We start from the raw sequence: 13816 nt of genomic DNA, 5'->3' as shown, positions 1-13816 counted from the left end.
AATGAAAAAGGCCCGCCAATATGGCGAGCCTCGAAATAGGTTTGCGTGTCTCTCCACGCCTGTCCGCTTGAGCCAGCCCCAATAGCACACAGAATTAGCTGCTCAAGCTGCCGGTGTTCTTTCGTAACGCGTGACTACCGGCGATACCGCGTCCAGGCCCGCCCGAAGGCCCATCCTGGCTATGGCTCCACGCTCTCGCATAAATTCTGGGCATAAAAAAAGCCCAGCGCGTGGGCTGGGCTTTCTCTGTGGTGTCGCGCTTGTAAAGCTGAACACGGTGCCATGAAAACAGGGCTATTCCGCGTGTGCAAGTTTTTTATGCGGCTTCTATCAATCGCTCCAGAGAACAATCGATCCATCCCACGCCCGTCTTGATAATCTCCCGGGCCTTCGCCTCGCTCATTTCGTACTTGTTGCCGATCCGCTTGGCTGGCCACTTGGCTCCGTAGTAGAGCCAAATGAAGTCGCCCATCTCTGGCGCACGCTTGCAAAGCCTGGCGACAGCTCCATCAACAACACTGGCCAGTTCGTCGGTGATGACGTAGGACTTGCTCGTCGATGGGACCATGTCCCGCATGATCGCCCAGGACGGTGACACATAGCTCGGCACGCCCATGCCATCCATGCGCCAGAAGCCCCATTGCTCAAGCATGTACTCGGTATCGCCCAGCGGCAGACGCGATGGTTTTCTTGTATTCATGCCGCTTTCCTCGGTGTCGGTTCGTTCAGGCCAAATAGCTCACGGAGCATCTTGTCGGCGATTTTGTTCTTTGCGTGCCCTTCGGTGATCCATCGGCGGGCGTAGTCCTGGAAGCCAAGGCTGCCACGATGGTTGCCCCAGTCGGCGACCAGGTCCATCAGGGCGGCGGCGGCGATGCGCCCATTCGGCTTGTCGAGCAGCAGCCGGTTGCCCTGCTTGAGAAAGTCTCGTTCGTCAGAGGTCAGGCTCTTGCGCGGCAAGGCCGCAGTTACTGTATTCATCGTGCGGCACTCCATACGTGCAGAACTTCGTTGGGGGTCGTGTAGGTGCGAGCCTGGATTGATACCGCGCGCGACCAAGATCGATAAGCGCTGGCCGGCGAATCGCCGGCGCCCGCCCAGGGGTGCCCCTCGCCCAAGCACCACCAATGCCCGTTGGCGAAGTGGATGTGCACCTTGGGCAGTCGTCCAGTGAACCCAACCTTGCGGTGCCCAAGCCAATCGGCCACCGCCGGCCAGATGATTGCCTGCTCAGGCTTTGTGAAGTTCGTCTTCCCATTATTAGGGTGGACCTCGGCCAGCCCATAGTCCTCGTTGGCTACCCACAACCTGAACCCGCTGGGAATGTGGATCAGGTCATAGCCTTTGCGCGCCCAGCACCAGTCTTCGGGGAAATCCCGAATCGACGCAGCGATTCGCTCGGCTTCCGGGTACTTCGGCTCTGGCGGTGACGGGACAACGACGGCACCCTCCGGGACGATCCAGACCTGGCCCGTCTTCATCGAAGCATTCAGCGCACCCAAGCATTCGCCGGGTACGAATTGTTCGTTTCGCCGGCCTAACAGGCGATCCAGCAGCCTAAAACTTCTCATTGCTCTTCCTCCCCTTGTACTGGCTGGCGAAGGGCCGGCTGATCTCCACCTCTTCCTGGGTGGGCTCCCGCCCAGCGAAGTTCACGAACCTGGCGAACTTGCCCTGCTGCTGAACGATGCATGAGCCCACCGGTGCGTGCCTGCACTTGGGCATAAGCAGCTCTGTCGCTCCGTTCTGGCCCTCCTCGCTGTCCATGTCGCGGTGGACCAGGATGATGCAGTGAGCGTCAGCCTCGATCTGGCCGGAGTCGCGCAGGTCGGAGGCGATCGGCTTCTTGCCCGGACGCTTCGTTGAGTCGCGATTGAGCTGCGCCAGCAGGATCACGGGCACCTCGAGTTCCTTGGCGATATTCACAATGCCGGTCGATATCTTCCCGAGCTCAGAGGTGCGATTAAACGCCTTGCCGTCGGAGCCGATCAGGCCGATGTAGTCGATAACCACCACGTCGAGACCGTGCTTGCGCTTGACCTGTCGGCAGATGCTACGGATGCGCGGCACGGTCAGGCCCGATTTGTCACTGACGTAGAGGGGCTTGTCCATGATCTTGTTGACGGCGGACGTCAGCCGCGGCCAGTCGTCGTCCTCCAGCTTTCCGTTGTCGAGCAGCTGCAGGTCTATGCTGCCAAGTGATGCCAGCGCGCGATTGGCCAACTCCTCCTCAGGCATCTCCAACGAGAACACCATGCCGACACCAAGGCCGGTGCAAGCGATATGCTGGGCGATCTGCAGGCCGAGCGTTGTCTTGCCGCTGCCAGGGAGACCGGCAACGATCGTCACGGTTTTTTTGCGCAGTCCACGGATCAGCTTGTCCAGGTCGACCAGGCCGGTGGAAAGCCCCGACTGCACGCTCCCGTTGTACTTGGCGTCGATGATGTCGATGTTGCGACTGACAACCTCGTCGATTCGCTTGTAGTCAGGCTCACCAGTATCCAGGTCGCGCAGATCCGCCATGGCTTGCTGCGCGCTGGCGATAATCTCCGCCACCGGACGATTTTCGTTTGCCGAATCGCGTACCGCATCAGCGGCGTCAACCAGGCGCCGGAGTACCGCCCGCTCGGTCACTGTTCGGGCATATGCCTTCCAGTTGGCGGTGCTGGGCGTGTTCTTAGCCAGTTCCGCAGCGTAGGCGATGGTTGTGCCGCCACTCGGAAGTACCGGCTTGAAGTTATGGAGGGTGACGGGGTCTACCGGCTCGCCGGTGGCGTGCAGTTCAGTCATCACCTGGAACAGCGCCGCGTTTTCCGGATCGTGGAAGTCCGCCGTGGTAACGCTGGCAGTGATCGAGTCAAACAGCTCGCCATCCAGCATCAGAGCGCCGAGCAGCGCGTGTTCCGCCTCGTCGCTGTACAGCTCGCGATAGTCGTTCATGCGCGCCCCCTTGCAGATTCCCAGGTGAACCCGACCAGCAGCGCCTTGTTCTCGCGCAGGCGGTCGAGGGCTCGCTCGCCGATGTACTGGCTCAGGCCCTGGGCGTTGAGATTCGACACCACCACCGTGGGGCGGATCAGGTTGTAACGCCGATCCAGCACCTCATGCAGGACCGACAGCTCGTAGTGGGTGCCCGCTTGGGCGCCAACCTCATCGATCACCAGAAGGTCGAAACTCGCCAGTTCGTTGATCACGTCGCCCTCGGTGTAACCGGCAGTGCGATCCATCGAGCGCTTGAACACGCGAATGATCTCGGCGGCCGTGGTGATCACCGCCACGGCCCGGTGCTGGCGTATGACTTGCTGGACGATGCCGCTGGCCAGGTGCGTCTTGCCGTTACCGACGTTGCCGCACAGCAGCAGGTTGCGGCCCGCCTGGAAGTGCTCGCTGAAGTTTTCGGCATAGCCCTGGCACGTTTCCAGCGCGAGGGTCATGGCCGGTGTCGCGGCGCGGTAGCTCGCGAAGGTGCTGTCGGCAAACCGTGGCGTGATGCCAGAGCCCACAAGCGCGTTGTTGACGCTCTCAGCCTGCAGGTTGGCCAGCGCTTGGGAATGCTCTTCGCTACCCCGAGGCGCTACGCGCAGGCCGTGGAACTGGCACTGCTTGCATGGGCGGACAGCGAGGGTGCCGTCGAACTGCTCCACCTCGGAGCGATCCACCGTGCCGTGGACCGGGCACTCGCCGGCGAAGGTGCGCTGCTCAGGCTGGCGGCGGAAATTAGAACGCTGGGCCATCTTCGCCTCCTTGGTACATATCCGGGGTGTGGGTGGGCAGGTTGTTGAAAGCGTTCGCCTTTGCAGCCGACGCCGGTACCAGTTCATCAGTCCAGCGCTCCCCGTTCAGCCAAGTAGACGCCATCGGCACGTATTGCCCGTCGTCCTTGGACCAGTCGCGGGAAATCCGGTGATTGCCGAGAGCGGTCATCAGGGTCAGGCGAAGCTCAGCGCCTGGCTTGAGTTTTTCCCAAGCCTTTCGAGCGTCTTTCTTCGATTTCTTATTGGGGTACAGCTTCCAGAAAACTTCGAAGGCTTCGGCCATGTCCTTGTCCGCCATAGGTTTTTCAATCCTTGCTGCTTTATTCAGTCCTTGCTTACCTTCAATACTTACTAGGGGGGGATTTACCGGCGACGGTTCCACCGGGCCCGGATAATCCGTCGCCGGTGATTCCGACACGGTGTAGGATCGCCCTCCGAACTCGCCACCCTCGGCGCGCTCAAGGAAGATTTGCAGGTATCCAGCCTGCTCCAGTTCGCGGATCAAGCCGCGTACGGCGTCGCGACCAGATGCCTTGCCCAGGCAGTCCTTGGTCTGGCCGATCAGGTGGTGAGTGGACACCTCCCAGTGGTCAGGCTTGCCCAGCAGGAACACCAGCAGTCCCCTGGCAGCCCAGCTCAGGCGCTGATCCTCGCTGATCGCCTTGTTCAACAGATAAAAGTTACCCTCGGGACGAGGGGCGCGGATGATGCTCATACGTTCAACTCCCGCGTCACACGGCGGATGAAGTCGTCGTAGCTCTCACTCATGACGAAGCCTGCCTGTTCCAGCATCTCGCGGTGGGCCTTGGCGCCGCTGTACATCTTCCAGCGCTCGCGCTCTGGCAGATCCTTGAAGTGGGCGTAGGTTGGCCAGGGACCGACGATTACCGGCGCTGTACGGGCGTCCTGGGGGGGGGCATGAGGGTTGGTGGTGGTCATTGCAGCGTCTCCGAGCCTGGCGCATTGGCGATTGGCGTCTCGCTGCTGGCAATCGAAGCTACGCCGCCTGACAGCCTCTCGATCAGGACAACGAGCGCTCCCATGGCGTCAAGCGAGTGCGCGCGGGCGAGATCCAGCTCAACGAGTTTCGGGCAGTTACCCTTGATGTGCTCATGCGATCGGCTGATGTAGTTGAATCCAACTTGAGCCAGATCTGCAGTCGCAAGGGCTGAGAATACTGCGGTTGGTAACGGGCTGAGCGCTGGAGGCCGAATGGGAATAGGCAGGGATTTGGACTCCAGCCCTTCCATCAAGCACTTCCTCTCGTGGGCAAGATGATCAACCGAGACTTGCTGAACCTCATGCCCAGTCCTGCGCCTGAACATCACAGCCAGCGCCATGCATACCTCCATCAGCCCAACGTGGCTACAATCCCGCTCGGTGATTCCTTCACCTTCAGAGACCGCCTCTACCGCGTCTGCGGCCACCTCAAAGCACATGAGCAGCAGTGCCGCCTCATCGAATTTTTCGAAGTGAGCCTCATTGATGATCTCAACGGGTGCCGGTGTTGGAAAATTCAAGGCTTTGCTCATAGCGCACGCTCCAGGCGCTGAATGAGCGTCCGCATTTTGCGTTTGGTGCTGGTGGTCAGGTAGCGAGCGGCAATCCAGCGCTGGAAAGCTGCATCGGTGAAGCGCAGCACACCGCTGAACCGGTAATCTTCGGGGTCGATACGCTTGCGAGGCTCGTTGGGGTACGGGTGCCCGTAGGCAGTGAAGTAGGTCTTGTAAAGGGCATTCAGCTCGCGGCGCAGGCTGTTGCGCTGGGTCTCGGCCTGCTGGTATTTAACCGCGGCCTCGGCGATCTGCCCCATGAGTTCTTCGTAGGTGGTTTTCTTGCTCATAGGGGTGACTCCGAAGTGAATTTGCTAACGGTGAATTTGCCGTCCCAGGTTTGTTTCATGGGCAGCTTCTCGGCGATGTACATGTCGTGCAGCCGGCGGGCGCCCTCCTCCAGCACCACCGGCGTGTACTTGATAAACGGCACAATCCCCTCGCCGCGGATCGTGATCGGCTTCTCAGTCAGCCAGTGCTTGTCGCGCGGGATGGCGTAAACCCGGTATTTCGGCGAGCTGTCGGGATCGCGTTCGGCGTTGAACACCCACTTGATTTCGATGAGATACGCCAGCATCTGCTGGGAGTTGACGCCGTTGAGGCGCTTAGCGAACTGCGGGACCGTCTCGCCGGGCATGAACAGGTTTTCCAGCGCCTCGATCTTCTTGGCCTGCTGCTGGTTTTCGAGGGTCAGCACAGCTTTTTCCTCTGCCAGGTCAGCGGCCAGGCGCAGTGCGGCCGGTAGGTCCTCAGGAAGCGCCGGAGCCTTAACTGGCGAGAAGTACTCGTCGACGAGCCGCGACTGAACCTCCCAAGCCAAGTCATCATTGAATGGCTTGGTCAGCAGCATGTAACCGCGCTCAGTGAGCAAAGCACCGCGAGCTGTCCTGGGCGCGAAAGCCTGGCCAAGCGACTGCGTACGAATTTCGTCCGCGGTCACCTCGAAGTAATCCCGACCCTCCACGAACCGTTCCCGGTGCTCGTTGAAATTACGGCGCGCGGTGCCTTCCGGCCGCTCATGCACTTGGTCGATCATGGCGAGGGTGACAACACGCTGGCCGCGATACTCCACGATAGGCAGTCGGGTGTTGTGGATGGTGATGACGGCATCGCCGCCTTGAAATTTGGCGATGGTCATTGATCACCCCCACTTTCCCGCGCCACGTTTTCGTATTGCGCGTTTTGTGGCGCGGATTCGCCAAGCTCCTTGAATTGGTCGATGGCGCTATAAACCCCGCCGAAGCCGGTGTCGCTGAAGTACTTCGCCACCTCGAACAAGGTGCCAATACCTTGTCCGCCACCGTGCAGGTGGTCTAGATGGATGGCCTTGATCAATGCGTGCTGCCACTCGAGCACATCTTTGGCTGCACACAGCTGAAACTCTGCCTCTTGAGCAGCCTGTTGCATGGTCGGTAATGGATTGTTCATTTGGCGGCTCCCTGGTGCGGGATGTTCTGCAGCTTGTATGCAGCGGCTGCGCCGGCCTCGGCCATGGACATCGAAAGAAGGGCCAGTGAATTGATGAGCCATCCGGTACTCATGGCGAGCTCGTCAGTCAGCTCGCCGTGATTCGCGGCATGAGCGATGAGTTCGCCAATGGCCGCGACCCCGTGCAGGGTGCTGATCTGGAAGTTGTCGTTGGCGTTTTCCACTTCCTGGAGCTGCTCGACTTGAGCTGGGTTGAGCCTTGCCCCTTTGCCGTGCGTAGATGGGAATTCGCGCTCGACATCAATAAGTAGCTGGTTCCACATTGGAGGCTTCATTGGGCACCCCCCGAGCTTTCGATCTCGGAGGGCAGGCCCTTCTGGACAGACCACAGCAGCGCGCTGACGCTATCGGCCACGAATTGCAAAGTGGCCATGCCGTCGCAATAAACCATCTCGCCGTAATTCAGGCTGTCGTGCATGTGCTGACAGATCTGGCCGAGACCCGAAGCGAGGGTGCGGGCCTTTTGGATCGCATCGCGCGATTCAATACCGGCAACGACCTGGAGCATTTGGACGCCTGTGTTGCTGATAGGTGTATTGCAAAAATCAACCACAGTTGTGAGTGAGTCTTGCGCTATGGGTTGATTGTTGCTATTTTTTGGGTGTGACATATCGTCTTCTCCGACGAAGATTCAAAGAAGTCCCTTGCAGGGGACTGATTAAGAAGCCAGCCTCGACAGCTGGCTTTTTGCTGTCTGGGGTTTAACCGGACAGCAAATACAGGGATGGGCAGGCGCTCATGACGAGGCCTGCAAGCTGTGGTTTTCTGGGTTGTCCAGGGCGAGGATCATCTGCAGTTGGTTACGACCGCGCTCAACCTCGGCGATCAAGCCGGGCTTCTCACGCTTCCATTCAGCAAGATCGCGGCCGCTGGCACTTGCCTGTGACTGGCGATCATCAAGCCGCTTGCAAGCGTGGTTGAACCGCCCCATTGCCGAGGGGAAGCCACGAAGCAGCGCATCAATCTGCGTGTCGCACCAGACAGCGAAGTCGTCATCGAGCCATTGCGCGAAACGCACGCCCAATTTCGGATGAAGCCACGTTCCTGCCTTGCCGCGCCCCCGGACAGTCTCGACAAGTTTGAGGTCCGAAAATCGGACCTCATTAACGAGGTGCCTGGTCATGGCTGCCATGTAGCTCTTGGTGCTTGGTAGCTCCAACCATTTGATGGGCTTCTTTCCGAAGCGCTTTGCTACTTCGGTGGCATTGATCCAGCCGTCTGTATTGAAACGCACCAACTGGCCTTCGAAATCCAGGCGTATTACGTTATTCATCACGCCACCCTCCCAGTACTGGACGGATAACCAGATGGCTTGCCAGACTCTTCAGAGATGAGCGATAGGCGTATCGTTTTACTCAACATCGGGACGTTGCCTGGCGCTGAGTTACGATCAATGCGCGAGGGGAACCCTCTGATTTCTATAGCGGTGAATGTCCCGTCAAGCTTCTCAATGACAAGAACATCCCGGCCGATTCGAATAGCCTTACTAAGCGCTCCCTGAGTCATTCCTAGAATTGAGGCCGCTTCGGGCTGACCGCGATCTTTGGCAAAATCTTTCAGATTGATATGTTTCACGGCCAAATCTCCAAACAAAACTTTGGAAAAATAGTACCTATGGCATTTTCATAAAGCAATACCTTTGGCATTTGTTAAACTATTACTGATGGGAATATTATCGACCGATGAAAAAACCATTGCCCGCCGACCGCAAAGAAGAATGTCTCCGATTGAAGGCAATTTTCACCGCAAAAAAGAAACAGTTGAAGCTCACGCAGGAAAAGCTGGCTGAGCAGCTCGGAATCAACCAAAGCTCCGTATCGCACTATCTGAACGGTGTGAATCCGTTAAACACCGAGATCGCGGCTGCCTTTGCCAAGATTTTGGATGTGCCCGTATCTGAGTTCAGTCCGCGCCTAGCGGGAATCATTGAGATGGTTGCCTCATCCCGCATCACTGCAGACTCTTTTCGGACAACCTGGGCTAAAACTGCCCGTATCATTGATACTCCGCCCCGCGAGCAGTACGTCCTAATACCGCAGTATTTGGACGACAACTCCTTCGTGCCGGGCGTGAATGATGAGCATCGCGGGCTCACGGAAGGCATGGTATTTAGGCGGGGCTGGCTTCAGGAGATGGGGGTTGTGTTTGATAGGCTCAACATCGTTTACGCCGGAGATGACAGTATGGCCCCGCATATTTTGTCCGGCGACGTGGTTATGATTGACACGTACAAGCCGTCCTTGAAAGACGGCGAGATATATCTAATCCGCATGCCTGACGGCAGGACCAGCGTTAGGCGGTTAGCACAGCAAATTTCGGGGAACTGGGTGCTGAGGTGTGACAACCAAGACAAGCAGCTATTCCCCGACGAGGTTATCCCGAATTCAGCAGCCGTAGATCTCCCGTTAATTGGAAGAGTGGTATGGCGCGGGGGAAGTGTGAGGGTATCGAGACCCTGAGTCGCAAAAAGCCGCCGCTGCTGGGCGGTTTTTTTGGCTAGCCGAAATTAATATTGCCAAAGGTATTTACTTGATTAATTACCTTTGGTACTTTTTACTCCATCGCACCCCAGCATGGAGCTTCAGACATGACCACCAACACCCTCACCGCCGGCAACTGGCAGGGCAATCTCAAGATGGGCCTGGCTCCTCGCGAGCTTGAAGCCACCCTGTGGGCTGCCTGCGATATGACGGTGAAGGAGGTGGCTCGCGCAATGGGTATCAGCCCAATCACTGCCGAGAAACGCCTCGATAGCGCCCGCTTCAAGTTGGGCGTCAAGACGATGCGCGGGCTGGTGCTGGAAGCTTTCAAGCGCCAGATCATCACGCCGCTGGTGATCATGTTGTGCATGATCCTGACAGCCCAACAAGCCAACACCGAACAGTTCAGCCGCATCCGCCGCACAGGTGAGCGCCGAATTGAAACCCGCGTGGCCGTCCGCCGCATCGAGGCCGCTCAAACCGCTTAACCCAACCTGATTTTTGCGAAAGCCAACAACGCGGCCGGGATTCGTTCGGCCAGGAGAAAGTGAAATGAAGCTGTTCAAGTACCTGCTGTCGTTCGTGCTCTACCTGTTCGCAACGCTGATTTGGTTCTCCGAGGCCGTGCCGGTGATTTTCGATAACCCCAGCGACTTCGAGCTGATCGGCGGCGTGTTCGGCATCTGCGTCTGGATGATCGTCACCGCCTCTCTCGTGATTTACGTAATTCAAACCCCGCGCAAAAGCGCACCCACTGAAAGGAAGTAATCATGCTCGGTAAAATGTTCGGCAAGAAATCTGGTCAGGCCCGCGCTGCGGTAGCCAAGCTGGCCAACCGTGACCTGATGGAGGCCGTGGTCTACGGCTCCATTTATGTCGCCGCGGCTGATGGCGAGCTGGAAGAAAGCGAGCTCTCCAAGATCGAAACCATCCTCAGCAATAACCCGGCCCTTCAAGGCTTCGGCGCTGAGCTTTCCAACACCATCGACCGCGCCAAAACAGACTTCAAGTCCGGCGCCCGCATCCTTCGCCAGAACGCAGAGAAAGAGCTTAGTGACCTGGCGCACTCGCCAGCCGAGGCACTGACCGTGCTCAACGTGATGCTGACCGTTGCCGAAGCGGATGGCGAGATCGAGCCGACCGAACTGACCGCCCTGGAGCGCAGCGCCAAGCTGCTGGGCCTCAACCTGAAAGACCACCTGTAACCATGCTGGCCAGGTTCGGTACCAAGGCTCGGTCACTGGCAGCCTACGGGCTCGCCGGTGGCGTTGTCTTCGTCGACTCGGCCAGTCGCATCCTCTCAATGGTGGGCGACCTGGTCTTGGTTGTCCTGCTGTTGGTGGTGCTGATGGCTGGTAAGTCAAAGCCCAGTTAATAAGTCCACAGTGCCGATGGAGCAGATCTGCGCCATCGGCCGGGAGAACACTATGAACTCACCGAATTACGATTCCCGCACCGCTGACAAGTTTGTGGTGCGACTTCCCGACGGCCTGCGGGCTGACATTGAAGCCGCGGCAAATGCCAGCGATCGCAGCATGAATAGCGTTTTCATCCAGGCCGTTCGCCAGTACCTGGATGGGCAGAACCGCCAGCAGATCCTGCTCGACGTTCTGGCCAACACCGTCACCACTCTCATCACTGCCGATGCGACACACATCGACGATCGCGTGCGGATGGCAGCCAACGCTCGGCGTTATGAGTGGTTGCGATACGTGGCGTTCAGCGCAAACAACCAGATCCTGGTGCGCGATCATTTTGGCAACCTGCTGGTGAAAGACGACCTAGACCGCGAAATAGACCGCGCAATGCTGGAGTTTGGCGGTATGCCCGGTGCGTCAGTATGAACAAGTTCAAGCGATTCGAGCTCAACACCTGCGGCCGAGACTTCGCCGTCGGCGACGTGCACGGGCACTTCACCAAGCTCCAGGCCGCTCTGGACGCTATCGGGTTCAATCCTGCCGTGGATCGCCTGTTCAGCGTGGGCGATCTGGTTGACCGCGGGCCAGAGTCTGCCGAGGTGGATACCTGGCTGGCCAAGCCATGGTTCTTCTCCGTCCAGGGCAACCATGAGGCGATGGTAGTAGATGCGCACCACTTCGATCCGGACGGACGTGCAAGCGAAATGCACATCGCAAACGGTGGCGCCTGGATGCTCGGGCTGCCATCCGTAGAGCGTGATTGCTACGCCGCCCTGCTGGCTGACCTGCCGATAGCAATTGAAGTTGTCACGGCAGAGGGCATTGTGGGGATCGTGCACGCGGACTGCCCCTTCCCGGTCTGGGCGATACTCCGTGACGCGCTTACCGGCCTGATGCCCGGCCTGCTCAACGTCGACGCGGTTTGCCAATGGTCTCGCAGCCGTATCACCGACGAGAACCACGAAGGAGTCAGTGAAGTGCGGGCGGTCATCGTCGGGCACACCCCGGTGCGGCAGCCGGCTATCCTCGGCAACGTCTACCACATCGACACCGGCGCCTGGATGGGTGGCCACTTCACGCTGATCGACCTGCACACGCTTCAGTGCTATCCGCCGGTCAATCCGAAACTGCACTGGGACTGGGAGGACCGTCCATGAAGTGCTGCAATGGAACAAAGGGCCAACGCCTGATCGAACTGTTCAACGCCCTGCAGCGCCGGGAGACCACATTCGGCCAGATCTACGCTATGTCGTCATCATGCGGTATCGACGCGCGCCGGGTGCTGGCTGATCACTTTCAGCGAGGTGCGAATCATGGGTAAGAAGAATGCGGCACAGAAGCTCGCCATTGACCTGACCGCCCTGGCCAAGGCCGCAACCCCTGGGCCGTGGATCACCGACGGCGATTACATCAACGAGCACAACAATGTGCTGTACAGCTACATCGCCAGCGGTCGCAAACGCGGTGGACGGATCGCCAACACCTTCGCCAACTGCCTGGTCAAGACTGACGAGCAGTGCCGGGCGAACGCCGCTTTCATTGCGGGAGCGAATCCCAAGGCAATACTGGTGCTCACCGCAGAAATCGACAGGCTTACCGCTGCCTGCGCGAAGGCCGAACAGGTCATCAATACCGAAAGCAAGGCGGCAGCTTTTGCAACTGGCCGGGCGAACCTGCTGGGAACCGAGAACGAGCGACTGCGCAAGGGCCTGACAAATGTGTACAGCCACGTCGAAAGCAACACCGAGTGCCTGGTTCGGGATCTGGTCAACTGGGGAACGCCCAGGATCAACCCGAACGACTTCTATACCGAGTGCGAAGCAATCAAGGCGATCGCCGGCGCCGCGCTTGACAAAGAGGCCGCGACACCATCCACGGATACCGAAAACGTGTCGCGACACGAAAGGAGGTAGATATGTTCCTGACAGCAGAGGAAGTTGCCGACCTGACCGGCTACAAGAAGCCAGGGGCACAGATAAAGTGGCTTACCGCCGAACGCTACGGGTTCGCGGTAGGTGGTGATGGGCACCCGAAGGTACTGCGCCAAGTTGTCATCGGGCGCCTGGGTGGTATTCAATCAAGGAAGGGGCCGGAATTGCGGCTGTGTTGAGGTGAGTCGATGCGACCGCGCAAGAAGGACCGGCACCTGCCGGCGTGCATGTACCAGAAACATGGCGCTTACTATTTGGTTCGCAAGGGGAAGTGGAAGCGCCTAGGCACTGACTTTCAGGCAGCACTGGCTGAATACGCGATGCTGCTGGACAAGGGCAGCCAGGGCGGCATGCCCAAACTGATCGACGATGCCCTCGAACAGATGCGCACCAGGACAAAGCCGCCCCTCAAGCCGAACACCCTCAAGCAGTACGAAGCGGCATGCGAACGACTGAAGGAAAACTTCGCCGACTTCGAGCCACGCGAGGTACTGCAGCGGCACGTCGTCGCGCTCAAGCTTCACATGGCGGACACGCCAAATATGTCGAACCGGGTGATCTCGGTGTTGCGGGCGGTGTTCAGCTACGCGCTTGAGCAGCAGATAGTCGACTCTAACCCCTGCATTGGCGTCCGTCGGCACCTAGAGCACAAGCGCGACAGGTACATAACACACGGCGAATTCCAGGCGATCTGCGCCAACTCGAGCGACAACATGCGCGTCATCTACGAGATGTGCTACCTGACCGGCCAGCGCATCGGTGACGTGCTGTCCATCCGATTGGCCGACATCAGCCCTGAAGGCATTGCATTCAAGCAGGAGAAGACGAACGCAAGGCTGCTGGTGCAAATGACTCCAGACCTGGAAGACCTGGTCGCGCGCGCAAAGGCGCTGCCTAGGAAGATCCGTGGGCTCACGCTGTTCTGTTCCCCGCGCGGCGGCAAGCCAGTGCACTACAGCTCGGTGAAAGATGCCTTCGCAATCAGCTGCAGGAAGGCCGGCGTTGAAGATGCAAGCCTCCATGACCTGCGCGCCAAGTCGCTTTCCGACACGGACGACCAGGGCAACGACGCACAGAAGCTCGGTGGCCACACCGATGCAAAGATGACACAACGTTATCTGCGCCTGCGTAAAATCAACGTGGGCCTGCCGCCGACAATGCCGAAAAAATCCCTGTAGTATTAGACAGATG

At 58.8% G+C, this 13816-nt stretch carries 24 protein-coding genes; 9 read left to right on the top strand and 15 right to left on the bottom strand.

Annotation, left to right across the window (positions count from 1 at the left end; translation table 11 throughout):
- Positions 1-316 precede the first annotated feature (316 nt).
- The 15 genes from PSEBG33_RS21010 to PSEBG33_RS29955 form a co-directional block, all read right to left on the bottom strand.
- On the bottom strand, positions 317-700 hold the full coding sequence (locus tag PSEBG33_RS21010) for an antiterminator Q family protein (RefSeq protein WP_005785338.1): 384 nt from the start codon (positions 698-700) through the stop codon (positions 317-319).
- Positions 697-981 (bottom strand): hypothetical protein, encoded by a 285-nt coding sequence (locus PSEBG33_RS21015; protein ID WP_005785337.1) that lies wholly within the window; start codon positions 979-981, stop codon positions 697-699. The genes PSEBG33_RS21010 and PSEBG33_RS21015 overlap by 4 nt, the downstream gene beginning before the upstream one ends.
- On the bottom strand, positions 978-1571 hold the full coding sequence (locus PSEBG33_RS21020; protein WP_005785335.1) for a hypothetical protein: 594 nt from the start codon (positions 1569-1571) through the stop codon (positions 978-980). Before PSEBG33_RS21020 ends, PSEBG33_RS21015 begins: the two co-directional genes overlap by 4 nt.
- The gene (locus tag PSEBG33_RS21025) at positions 1558-2940 is read right to left on the bottom strand and encodes a replicative DNA helicase (protein ID WP_005785333.1); all 1383 of its coding nucleotides are present in this window, start codon (positions 2938-2940) and stop codon (positions 1558-1560) included. Before PSEBG33_RS21025 ends, PSEBG33_RS21020 begins: the two co-directional genes overlap by 14 nt.
- Positions 2937-3734 (bottom strand): ATP-binding protein, encoded by a 798-nt coding sequence (locus PSEBG33_RS21030; RefSeq protein ID WP_005785332.1) that lies wholly within the window; start codon positions 3732-3734, stop codon positions 2937-2939. The genes PSEBG33_RS21025 and PSEBG33_RS21030 overlap by 4 nt, the downstream gene beginning before the upstream one ends.
- Entirely contained in the window at positions 3718-4470 is a 753-nt protein-coding gene (locus tag PSEBG33_RS29460) for a hypothetical protein (RefSeq protein ID WP_005785330.1), read from the bottom strand. The genes PSEBG33_RS21030 and PSEBG33_RS29460 overlap by 17 nt, the downstream gene beginning before the upstream one ends.
- Positions 4467-4694 (bottom strand): hypothetical protein, encoded by a 228-nt coding sequence (locus PSEBG33_RS21040; protein WP_005785328.1) that lies wholly within the window; start codon positions 4692-4694, stop codon positions 4467-4469. Before PSEBG33_RS21040 ends, PSEBG33_RS29460 begins: the two co-directional genes overlap by 4 nt.
- On the bottom strand, positions 4691-5287 hold the full coding sequence (locus tag PSEBG33_RS21045) for a hypothetical protein (protein WP_005785325.1): 597 nt from the start codon (positions 5285-5287) through the stop codon (positions 4691-4693). Before PSEBG33_RS21045 ends, PSEBG33_RS21040 begins: the two co-directional genes overlap by 4 nt.
- On the bottom strand, positions 5284-5598 hold the full coding sequence (locus PSEBG33_RS21050; RefSeq protein ID WP_005785322.1) for a hypothetical protein: 315 nt from the start codon (positions 5596-5598) through the stop codon (positions 5284-5286). The genes PSEBG33_RS21045 and PSEBG33_RS21050 overlap by 4 nt, the downstream gene beginning before the upstream one ends.
- Positions 5595-6446 (bottom strand): ORF6N domain-containing protein, encoded by an 852-nt coding sequence (locus PSEBG33_RS21055; protein WP_005785321.1) that lies wholly within the window; start codon positions 6444-6446, stop codon positions 5595-5597. The genes PSEBG33_RS21050 and PSEBG33_RS21055 overlap by 4 nt, the downstream gene beginning before the upstream one ends.
- Positions 6443-6736 (bottom strand): hypothetical protein, encoded by a 294-nt coding sequence (locus PSEBG33_RS21060; protein ID WP_005785319.1) that lies wholly within the window; start codon positions 6734-6736, stop codon positions 6443-6445. Before PSEBG33_RS21060 ends, PSEBG33_RS21055 begins: the two co-directional genes overlap by 4 nt.
- Entirely contained in the window at positions 6733-7059 is a 327-nt protein-coding gene (locus PSEBG33_RS28155; protein ID WP_050989025.1) for a hypothetical protein, read from the bottom strand. The genes PSEBG33_RS21060 and PSEBG33_RS28155 overlap by 4 nt, the downstream gene beginning before the upstream one ends.
- A gap of 8 nt (positions 7060-7067) precedes the next feature.
- The gene (locus PSEBG33_RS21065) at positions 7068-7304 is read right to left on the bottom strand and encodes a hypothetical protein (protein WP_232289406.1); all 237 of its coding nucleotides are present in this window, start codon (positions 7302-7304) and stop codon (positions 7068-7070) included.
- Between the two features lie 228 nt (positions 7305-7532).
- Positions 7533-8069, bottom strand: coding sequence for a KilA-N domain-containing protein (locus tag PSEBG33_RS21070; protein ID WP_005785314.1), 537 nt, complete (start codon positions 8067-8069; stop codon positions 7533-7535).
- Complete coding sequence (locus PSEBG33_RS29955; protein ID WP_005785312.1) at positions 8069-8371, bottom strand: Cro/CI family transcriptional regulator; 303 nt, start codon at positions 8369-8371, stop codon at positions 8069-8071. Before PSEBG33_RS29955 ends, PSEBG33_RS21070 begins: the two co-directional genes overlap by 1 nt.
- Positions 8372-8478: 107 nt before the next feature.
- Here PSEBG33_RS29955 and PSEBG33_RS21080 point away from each other — a divergent pair, with 107 nt between their 5' ends.
- From PSEBG33_RS21080 to PSEBG33_RS21110, 9 genes are all read left to right on the top strand, one after another.
- Positions 8479-9255, top strand: a complete 777-nt coding sequence (locus PSEBG33_RS21080) for a LexA family transcriptional regulator (protein WP_005785310.1) — start codon at positions 8479-8481, stop codon at positions 9253-9255.
- Positions 9256-9383: 128 nt separating this feature from the next.
- A complete protein-coding gene (locus tag PSEBG33_RS21085; RefSeq protein WP_005785308.1) occupies positions 9384-9764 on the top strand; it encodes a helix-turn-helix transcriptional regulator in 381 nt (126 codons plus the stop codon).
- 64 nt (positions 9765-9828) lie between these two features.
- The gene (locus tag PSEBG33_RS21090) at positions 9829-10044 is read left to right on the top strand and encodes a hypothetical protein (RefSeq protein WP_005785306.1); all 216 of its coding nucleotides are present in this window, start codon (positions 9829-9831) and stop codon (positions 10042-10044) included.
- Positions 10045-10046: 2 nt separating this feature from the next.
- Positions 10047-10481 carry a tellurite resistance TerB family protein gene (locus PSEBG33_RS21095; protein ID WP_005785304.1) on the top strand — a complete coding sequence of 145 codons (435 nt, stop codon included), beginning with the start codon at positions 10047-10049 and terminating at the stop codon, positions 10479-10481.
- A 222-nt stretch (positions 10482-10703) separates the two neighbouring features.
- On the top strand, positions 10704-11120 hold the full coding sequence (locus tag PSEBG33_RS29950; protein ID WP_005785300.1) for an Arc family DNA-binding protein: 417 nt from the start codon (positions 10704-10706) through the stop codon (positions 11118-11120).
- Positions 11117-11851, top strand: a complete 735-nt coding sequence (locus tag PSEBG33_RS21100; RefSeq protein ID WP_005785298.1) for a metallophosphoesterase — start codon at positions 11117-11119, stop codon at positions 11849-11851. The genes PSEBG33_RS29950 and PSEBG33_RS21100 overlap by 4 nt, the downstream gene beginning before the upstream one ends.
- A 156-nt stretch (positions 11852-12007) precedes the next feature.
- The gene (locus PSEBG33_RS28150; RefSeq protein ID WP_005785294.1) at positions 12008-12607 is read left to right on the top strand and encodes a hypothetical protein; all 600 of its coding nucleotides are present in this window, start codon (positions 12008-12010) and stop codon (positions 12605-12607) included.
- A 2-nt stretch (positions 12608-12609) separates the two neighbouring features.
- Positions 12610-12804: a DUF4224 domain-containing protein gene (locus PSEBG33_RS21105; protein WP_005785292.1), complete on the top strand. Its 195-nt coding sequence runs from the start codon at positions 12610-12612 to the stop codon at positions 12802-12804.
- 9 nt (positions 12805-12813) lie between these two features.
- The gene (locus tag PSEBG33_RS21110) at positions 12814-13803 is read left to right on the top strand and encodes a tyrosine-type recombinase/integrase (RefSeq protein WP_005785290.1); all 990 of its coding nucleotides are present in this window, start codon (positions 12814-12816) and stop codon (positions 13801-13803) included.
- Positions 13804-13816 lie beyond the last annotated feature (13 nt).

It is taken from the genome of Pseudomonas synxantha BG33R, from assembly GCF_000263715.2.
Lineage (GTDB): Bacteria > Pseudomonadota > Gammaproteobacteria > Pseudomonadales > Pseudomonadaceae > Aquipseudomonas > Aquipseudomonas synxantha_A.
The sequence above is the reverse complement of the archived record's forward strand: the minus strand, read 5'-3'. Positions and strand labels throughout refer to the sequence as shown.